This window comes from Williamsia sp. 1135, from assembly GCF_002095395.1.
Lineage (GTDB): Bacteria > Actinomycetota > Actinomycetes > Mycobacteriales > Mycobacteriaceae > Williamsia.
On record NZ_MJEI01000032.1, the window covers coordinates 1 to 7,860 of the forward strand.

Consider the following 7,860-nt stretch of genomic DNA (forward strand, 5'->3'; position numbering starts at 1 on the left):
TCCGAGGGTGGTCAGTTCAAGGCTTTGACCCCCTGTCCGTGCAGGGCTTGTGCGAGGCGGACTGAGTCTCCGCTGGTCTGGCAGAGGTGTGCGTGGTGGAGCAGTCGGTCCACGGTGGCGGTCGCCAACGTTTTGGGCATCAACTCATCGAACCCGCTGGGATGCAGGTTCGACGAGACCGCGACCGATCGGCGTTCGTAGGCTGCTTCCACGATCCGGTAGAGCCCCTCGGCAGCGTCGGCGCCGACCGGGAGGAGCCCGACGTCATCGACAATGATGAGCTCGGCGCGGACGATCTTGGCGACGGCTTTGCCCAAAGAATCATCAGCACGATGGGCACGTACGAGTACCCCGAGCTGTTCGAGGGTGAACCAAGCCACCGGCATACCTGCTTCAATAACATTGTGTCCCAATGCTTCGAGGAAAAATGTCTTCCCCGTCCCAGCTGGCCCGCACACGACCAGGTTCTCCCGCCGCCCCACCCATTCCAGGGTGCGCAGCGCGTGCTGGGTGGGCAGTGGGATCGAGGAGGCATTCTCGTCCCACACATCGAAGGTTTTGCCGGTCGGAAACCGTGCGGCTTTGCGGCGGGTGGTGAGCATCGACCGGGCTCGACCAGCGGCTTCTTCAGTCAGCAACGCTTTGATGACCTCGGCCGGATCCCAGCGTTGTGAGCGGGCGGTGGCCAACACGTCGCCGGCGACCGCCCGTGCGTGGGGAAGCCGCAGTTGGCGCATCAACTGCTCCACCTCGGCCGGCAGCGTCGGGGTACTCATGCGATGTCCTCGTCGTTTACGTGAGAATTGTTGAGGCCGAACGAGTTCCATCCGGTTGTTCCTTGAGCCAAGGAGGTGTCTTCGGAGGCTTGGTGGCGAGTCGGGTCCATTCCTTTGCTGGCGAGGATCGAGTCGAGGTCGCCGGTGGCGAACCGGCCGTGCACCGCGGCGTGACCCAATGCCCAATCCACATCCGGGCGGCTACTCAGGGTCGAAAGGTCCACGGCGTGGGTCATCTTCTGAAAGATCCGTTCGGTCCCGACGGCGGCGGCTTCTTTGAGCCACACCACCGCGCCCTCTCCGATCGCCAGGAAAGCGTGCTCAGCAGCGCTACGAGCGCGGATCCGGTAGTCACCGGGGATCTTGCCGGGCTGATCCGGGAAGTGGGCGTCATCGATTGCGGGGGTGCCGCGGGTGGTGCGGCGGTGCCGGGCCACTTCGACCGGGCCACCGCCGTCGAGGGCGCAGATGATGACCTCATCGGTACCCGGGTGGTGGCGCACCCACACACTGTGTCCCAATAATGTTGACGGGATGGAATATTGGCCGTGCTCGAAAGTGATCATCGGAGTGTTGTCCGGTACTTTGCGGGTCACCCCCAGGCCCGCGGTGTGCGGCAGATCGGGCACCGCATGGAGCTGGGTGCGTTCGATCTCGAGCATCTCGGCCGGTACCCGGCCGGTGGCCCTGTGGACCCGGTTGTTGACAAGCGTCATGAACTCGCCGCACGCGGTCTCGACGTCGACGAAACTCGCGTACTCGCCTAGCAGGTTCGTCTCGGTCGGCACGATGTCGGCTTTAGCGAGTTTGACGGCGTTCTCCACCCCGCCTTTGGAGGCCGGGTCGGCCGGCTCACACGTCAGGACGGAGATGCCGTAGTAGCGGCCGAAGGTCACCGCATGACGGTTGCGGACCGGAACCCCCGCCACGTGCCCGGTCGTGACCGTTTTCTCGTTGTCGGTCAGCAGGTACGTCGGAGCGCCGCCGACGATGCGAAATACACGGTCGAGGCCGGCGAACACGCTCGGCCCGGTCCGGTCGTGCAGGGCGATGACGATCCGAAAGCGGCACCACGCCAACCACGCGACCAGCAGCACCACCTTTCGGCCGTTCACGATCGGGCCGTCACCGAAGTCGTACTGCAGCCACAATCCGGGTTCGGTGACCCACGGTCGGTGCACTCGCGTATTGCCCAGGCGCCATTGAGCTTTGATCTCCGCCAGTGCCCGGCGGGTGGTGCGTTCGTTGCCGGTGTACCCCAACGCGGCCAAGCGTTCGTGGGCTTTGTCGCCGCGGATCTTGCCGTGCGAATCCTGCACCCACTTCTCCAGGTTCGGGGTGAAGTCGTCGATCAGTCGGGCCCGGCGAACCTGCGGCGGCAGGCCGGCATCGCGGTCCTCGACCGCCTTCTTGACCGTGTGATGCGAGCACCCGCAAAGTTCGGCTGCCGCGCGATACGACCCAGTCAGATCGTAGGCATTGAGTATTTCCATGAGTTCTCCGTCAGACTTCAATGTGGTCTCTCCCGGGTGATTCGAATCGACTAGGCATCGACATCGAACCTCGGGAGAGGCCCCCACGGCGCAGACGCGCCGCACTGGGATCAACAGGACTGGGCAGATTCATGGCCGGCAACGGGCACATTCGTGCCCGCCAGTGAGCAGTTCTTATTGGCCGTCAGTGGGCACTTTCATGTCCGCCTACGGGCAGTTTTTCATGTCCGCCGACAGCGTGTGACCGGTGTCCGGGTCGTACGCAACGTACTTACGGAAGACAGTGATGGATCACTGCGCGCCGAAGCATCCGATCAGAACGAGACCATCGAAGGGGGATTGGTTTTGCGGTCGATCGGTTACCGTGGCACCGCGATCACGGGCGTGCCCTTCGACGAGGCGCGCGGCACGATCCCCAACGCCAGCGGCCGTGTCGTAGAACCAGAAACAGGCAATCCCGTTACGGGCGTGTACGCGACAGGGTGGATAAAACGAGGTCCTTCAGGTGTGATCGGAACAAACAAGAAGTGTGCAGCAGACACGGTCGAGGCACTGCTTGCAGACTTCGAGAAGGCGCAACTTGTCACACCCGTGCTGGATCAGGCTGCGTTCGTTTCACTAGTGCGCGAACGCCAGCCAGACGTCGTCGACTTCACCGGCTGGACTCGGATAGACAAGGCGGAGAAGGCAGCCGCGGGTAATCGTCGACGACCGAAAGTCAAATTGGTCGATGTCGACTGTATGCTCGCCGCCGCCCGTGGGAACGAATGATCGACGAGGTTAATAGCGCACAACCAACACGTGCGGCCGGGCCATCACCGGCATCGGTGATCGAAGGGTTAGACCGACATGAACGTATTGATCGAAATGACCGCCCTATCAATCAGTCGGTCCACCAGCAGTGCAGACTCCGAGCAACTTGCAGCATGGTTCGAGGCGAAAGCACTTCTCCACGCACACCTGGCCGCCGAGAGCAGCGCGGACAGGGCTCACGAGAGTGCACTTGCCGATCAAGCGCGCGAACATTCGTTGCGTGTGCTTCGCGCACGCGCCGTCGCTTAACGCTGGAAACGAAAATGCACTACTGCGATCCCGAATACACCCGTCGCGACGAAGGGAGTGGTTCGTCGTCAGCACTGTCGTGGCTCTGCGGCACGTGGTCCGAACACTGGCGGTGACGGCAAGGAGATGCCGATTTCAAACGTGGCCGGTCGTTGTGCTGCGACGCGCCACGTTGCTCGACTCGGAGACCCAGTGGTAGCGCCCAAGCTCGGTTCATCCCGGATGACTTTCCTCCGGGATGAACCGCAACCATGTTGGTTCGTCCAATTTACCGGAGAGTGGTTGGCGCTCTTGTTTTTTCGTGTAAAGACGGGAAGCGGCGACGGTTATCTCGAACCGTGTCCCGCTGATGCTGTTACACCAGCTGTGCCAACTATTTGAAAGTCAGTCTCGCTCTGACCCTTACGCTCCACTTCATGATCGCTGCGGGAGAAGCGGCCGGGTGGTTCTACTACCGGGATACGTCCGTTGTTATCAGCTCGTGGGGGCGAGATCCGTACAGCGGTCTCCGCTACTGGATTGTCAGGGTCTCGTCGCCGAAGTCGGCCCTGACTTCCAGTCGGCCACCTAGGGCGGCGATGTAGGACCGCAGCGTCCCGATCTCGGTGTGCCCGATGTCGCCGCGTTCGAGTTTGGACACCATTGCCTGCGAGACGCCGATCAGTGATGCAATGTCCATCTGGCGGGCGCCCAGAGATTTGCGCACCTCGGCGAGCCGGTAGGCGCGCGAGACCTCCTCGCGGCGTTCGCCGGCCTTGGCGATGCCTTCTTCGGTGATCTGTCCGCGGTCGATGGCGTCGGCGCGGACGTCGCGCCAGTTGCGGCCTTTCGGTGTTGTCATGGTCATTCCTCCTGTCTTGTCGGTGTTGCGTCTAGCCAGTCTTGGTATCGCCGTTCGGCTTTCGGGATGTTGTCGGTGTACCACTTGGCCCATTGGCCAGTCTTGTCGCCGGCGGCGAGCAGTACGGCTTGGCGTTGCGGGTCGAAGATGAACAGGATGCGGACGTTCGTTGCGGGTGGGCGGAGTTCTTTCAGGTTGTGGAGTTTCGATCCTTTGATCCGGTCGGCTAGTGGGCGACCGAGCAGTGGGCCTTTGCTTTCGAGTTCGTCGATCGCGTCGGCCACTGACTCGCTGGTGTCGCTGTCGAGGCCGATGAACCATTCATCGACTTCGTCGAGCAGGATGACCGTCCACATCAGCCCACAATACAACCCATGGGTTGTATTGGCTAGCCTGGGTGGGGACGGGCAAGGGGGCCCGGTGAGCGGGTTGGCGGTGTTTCCCGGCGTCACGGTGACGAAAATAGGCGGTATCACTTCGGCTGGCCTGCGCCGATCGGTCGGTGGCCAGGCGTTAACCTGCCGGTATGTACATCGACGCCCGGGGTTCGGAGGCCGAACCGACTGGTGCAACGCGCCTCTCGATCGGAGCAGAACCGCTCCTGGATGTGCTGACCAGCGAGGCGACCGCGACGGCGGCGGCGTCGAAAGCTCCGGGGACGCGGCGCGCGTACCGGTCGGACTGGACGCGGTTCGAACGCGGGTGTTGGCGCGAGCATCACGAGGTGTTGCCGGCGCACCCGGCGTCGATCAATCATGCGCACCGGGCCGCCGGACACGGTGCGGTCGCCGATCACGAGATGGTCCGGGCCACCCTCTCGGGGATCCGGCGCACCATGGCAGCCAGCCGGGAGCGTCCGACGAAACGGGTAGCGCCGCTGTTGGTGGAGGATCTGCGGTGGGCCTCGCAGGTTACGGAGCGGCGCGACAGTGCATTGTTGTAGATGGGGTTCGCGGGTGCGTTTCGCCGTTCGGAGTTGGCCGGTCTCACGATTGCGAGGTGGTGCGGCATCCGCACGACGGGCTGCATGTGGCGGCTCGCCATGTCGAAGACCGATCAAGACGGCCGCGGGGCGGTCCGGGCGTGCCGGTGACCGAGTCGCACCTGGATTGCCCACCGTGTGCGTACGTGCGGTGGCTCGAGAAGCTCGGACTCGACAACGACCTTGCCGAGGAATCCGCGCCTCTGCACGACGACTGGGCCGGTTGGCAGCTTATGCGGGAATTGTGTGGGCTCCGCAAGATCGGTCCGACGACGGCCAGCAAGCTCGTCGCCGTTGAGCAGTTGTCAACGGCCAGTTTGATGTCCCCACTGGTGGCCAGGTAAAAGTCCCCGCCCTGTGTGGGCAATTCAGGTTGTGGTGGGGCCCTCCGTTCGGTGTTTCATGCGGTAGGAGTCGCCGTCGGTGACGACGATCGTGGCGTGGTGCAGCAGCCGGTCGAGGATGCTGGCGGCCGTGGTGTGCTCGGGCAGAAACCGGCCCCAGTCTTCGAACGGCCAGTGCGAGGCGATCGCCAGGGATCGGCGTTCGTAGGCGCCGGCGACGAGCCGGAACAGCAGTTGGGTGCCGGTGTCGTCGAGCGGTGCGAATCCGACTTCGTCGATGATGAGCAGATCCTGGCGGAGCAGTCCTTCGATGGTTTTGCCGACGGTGTTGTCGGCCAGCCCGCGGTAGAGCGTTTCGACGAGGTCGGCAGCGGTGAAGTACCGGACTTTGTGCCCGGAGTGCACAGCAGCGATCCCCAGCCCGATCAGGGTGTGAGATTTACCTGTACCCGCGGGGCCGATGATCGCTAAGTTATGTTGTGCTCGTATCCATTCCAGCGACGACAGGTAGTCGAACACCTTCGGCTGGATCGAGGATGCCGCCACGTCGAAGGACTCCAACGTCTTGGCGACTGGAAACGCCGCGGCCTTGAGACGATTGCGGATGTTGGAGGCATCGCGGGCAGCGATCTCCGTCTCGACCAGGGTCCGCACCACCTCCTCAGGAGTCCAGCGTTGGGTCTTGGCGGTCAGCAGGACTTCGGGTGCGGTGCGGCGGATCGCCGCCAGTTTCAACCGCCGCAGGGCAAGGTCCAGATCGGCGGGCAGCTCTGGGATAGACTGTGGTGCAGCTGGTTTAGGTGTCTTGGCGGTCGTCATGAGGAGGCCTCGCTATCGGTGGCCGGGGTGTGTTTGTAGGCCTGCAGCGATCTGGTCGGCGCCGAGGGAAGGTCCACTATCAGGGCGTCACCGGGTGGTCGTGGGGTGGGTGCTGCGGCGCCGGTGGCCAGGATGGAACGCACATCAGCGGCCCGGAACCGTTTGAACGCCACCGCCCGGGTCAGCGCTTCGAGTAGCAGGGTGTCGCTGTAGGCCGCGCCCAACGCCAGCAGTGCATCCAACTCCGAGCTCAGGCGGGTATTGCCGATCGCGGCGGCACCGATGAGGAACTGCTCAGCGGGTTCGCCGAGTGCGCAGAACCGTTTCTCCACAGCAGTTTTCGGTCTGGGTCCGCGGTCCGGGGCCGGGCGTGGGCCGCCGTAGTGCTCATCGAGGATAATCGCTTCACCCGGTGCAGCGAGCTGGTGATCGGCGACCACCTCACCGGATTTCGGTTCGATGATCAGCAACCGGCCCGCATCCTGCACCAGGGTCACGGTCGTTCCGATCAGCCGGGTGGGCACCGAGTAGCGGGCCGAAGCGTACCGGATACATGAGAGTCGGTCGACTTTGCGGGTCACCGGCGGCGGACCGACCTGCATCCGCAGAGACGGCAACTGCCCCAACACTTCCCGCTCAGCCTCGAGTCGCTCGTTCGGGATGGCGAAGGTATCCGAGTGCTGCCGGGAATTGACCTCCACGCACCACACGTGGGCGGCCGTGTTGGCCTGATGCACATCCAGGACCACGTCGTCGCGGCCGGCCGCGACCTTGGCCTCAGTCCACAGCGGTATGGCCAAATCCGACTGAACGTAGTCGCACAGGCGCTCGACGATGCCTTTGGATTCAGGGTCTGAGGCGTGACAGAAGTCCGGTGCGAAGCCGTAGTGGGCAGCGAACCGGACGTACTGCGGGGTGGGGATCATCACGTTCGCCACGACACCGCCTTTGAGGCAACCCATCCGGTCGGCCAGGACCCGCTTGGGAACTCCACCAATCTCCTCGAGGGCGTGGGCTATGAACGTCAACGTGGTCGTTGCGGTTTCGTTGGTCGCGAAGGCAACGAACCGCCACCGCGAGAACGCGAGCACCGCGCAGAACACATGGATGCCGCCGACGACGGCCCAATCGATGACCAGGTAGTCACCCGGCGCCCACACCGCGGGACGGCGTCCACGGTGATGATCTCTGCGCCACTGCGCTTTTGACTGTGCGACCAAACGTCGGAAGTTGCGGTCCGATCCGTCGTAACCGGCGGTCCGGGCGACCGGCAGGAGTCGTTTGGCCGTGATCTTGCCGTGCGATCTCTTGACGCGTTCATCGACCAGGGCGGTGACTGCGTCGTAGTTGCGGGAGCGCTCAACGCGCTCGGGAGGGTCTTGGTCGCCGGCCTCGAACCGGTCGACGACACGTTTGACGGTCTTGTGGGTGGTGCCGCACAGCTCGGCGGCTCCTCGGTAGCTTCCGACTTCGCGGTAAGCAGAAATGATGTCCATACGGTCCTTCGCAGACTTCAATGGAACTCCCAGGCGGTGATGGTGTG

At 63.7% G+C, this 7,860-nt stretch carries 9 protein-coding genes; 3 read left to right on the forward strand and 6 right to left on the reverse strand.

Translation table 11 applies throughout. The annotated features are described in order from the left end of the window. Window positions 1-11: 11 nt before the first annotated feature. Window positions 12-776 (reverse strand): IS21-like element helper ATPase IstB, encoded by a 765-nt coding sequence (gene istB / locus BFL43_RS00480; RefSeq protein WP_084889766.1) that lies wholly within the window; start codon window positions 774-776, stop codon window positions 12-14. Beyond that, complete coding sequence (istA, locus tag BFL43_RS00485) at window positions 773-2,290, reverse strand: IS21 family transposase (RefSeq protein WP_084889768.1); 1,518 nt, start codon at window positions 2,288-2,290, stop codon at window positions 773-775. The genes istB (BFL43_RS00480) and istA (BFL43_RS00485) overlap by 4 nt, the downstream gene beginning before the upstream one ends. Window positions 2,291-2,509: 219 nt before the next feature. Here istA (BFL43_RS00485) and BFL43_RS00490 point away from each other — a divergent pair, with 219 nt between their 5' ends. Further along, complete coding sequence (locus BFL43_RS00490) at window positions 2,510-3,040, forward strand: hypothetical protein (protein ID WP_084889770.1); 531 nt, start codon at window positions 2,510-2,512, stop codon at window positions 3,038-3,040. A gap of 802 nt (window positions 3,041-3,842) precedes the next feature. Here BFL43_RS00490 and BFL43_RS00500 read toward each other — a convergent pair. After that, entirely contained in the window at window positions 3,843-4,178 is a 336-nt protein-coding gene (locus tag BFL43_RS00500; protein ID WP_084889774.1) for an XRE family transcriptional regulator, read from the reverse strand. Then, the gene (locus BFL43_RS00505) at window positions 4,175-4,528 is read right to left on the reverse strand and encodes a type II toxin-antitoxin system RelE/ParE family toxin (protein WP_084889776.1); all 354 of its coding nucleotides are present in this window, start codon (window positions 4,526-4,528) and stop codon (window positions 4,175-4,177) included. Before BFL43_RS00505 ends, BFL43_RS00500 begins: the two co-directional genes overlap by 4 nt. Window positions 4,529-4,698: 170 nt before the next feature. Between BFL43_RS00505 and BFL43_RS00510 the strand changes: the two genes are divergently transcribed. Continuing rightward, window positions 4,699-5,115 (forward strand): hypothetical protein, encoded by a 417-nt coding sequence (locus BFL43_RS00510; protein WP_084889778.1) that lies wholly within the window; start codon window positions 4,699-4,701, stop codon window positions 5,113-5,115. 146 nt (window positions 5,116-5,261) lie between these two features. Beyond that, complete coding sequence (locus BFL43_RS00515) at window positions 5,262-5,498, forward strand: hypothetical protein (protein WP_143694990.1); 237 nt, start codon at window positions 5,262-5,264, stop codon at window positions 5,496-5,498. 24 nt (window positions 5,499-5,522) lie between these two features. Here BFL43_RS00515 and istB (BFL43_RS00520) read toward each other — a convergent pair whose 3' ends face one another. Further along, complete coding sequence (gene istB / locus BFL43_RS00520; RefSeq protein WP_084889715.1) at window positions 5,523-6,317, reverse strand: IS21-like element helper ATPase IstB; 795 nt, start codon at window positions 6,315-6,317, stop codon at window positions 5,523-5,525. Beyond that, window positions 6,314-7,834 (reverse strand): IS21 family transposase, encoded by a 1,521-nt coding sequence (gene istA / locus BFL43_RS00525; RefSeq protein WP_143694986.1) that lies wholly within the window; start codon window positions 7,832-7,834, stop codon window positions 6,314-6,316. Before istA (BFL43_RS00525) ends, istB (BFL43_RS00520) begins: the two co-directional genes overlap by 4 nt. Between the last annotated feature and the right edge of the window lie 26 nt (window positions 7,835-7,860).

What these genes read in the sequence shown, in the direction of transcription:
- istB (WP_084889766.1), bottom strand. Translation starts at nt 776, where the DNA reads ATGAGTACCCCGACGCTGCCGGCCGAGGTGGAGCAGTTGATGCGCCAA.
- BFL43_RS00500 (WP_084889774.1), bottom strand. Translation starts at nt 4,178, where the DNA reads ATGACCATGACAACACCGAAAGGCCGCAACTGGCGCGACGTCCGCGCC.
- BFL43_RS00505 (WP_084889776.1), bottom strand. Translation starts at nt 4,528, where the DNA reads ATGTGGACGGTCATCCTGCTCGACGAAGTCGATGAATGGTTCATCGGC.
- BFL43_RS00510 (WP_084889778.1), top strand. Translation starts at nt 4,699, where the DNA reads ATGTACATCGACGCCCGGGGTTCGGAGGCCGAACCGACTGGTGCAACG.
- istB (WP_084889715.1), bottom strand. Translation starts at nt 6,317, where the DNA reads ATGACGACCGCCAAGACACCTAAACCAGCTGCACCACAGTCTATCCCA.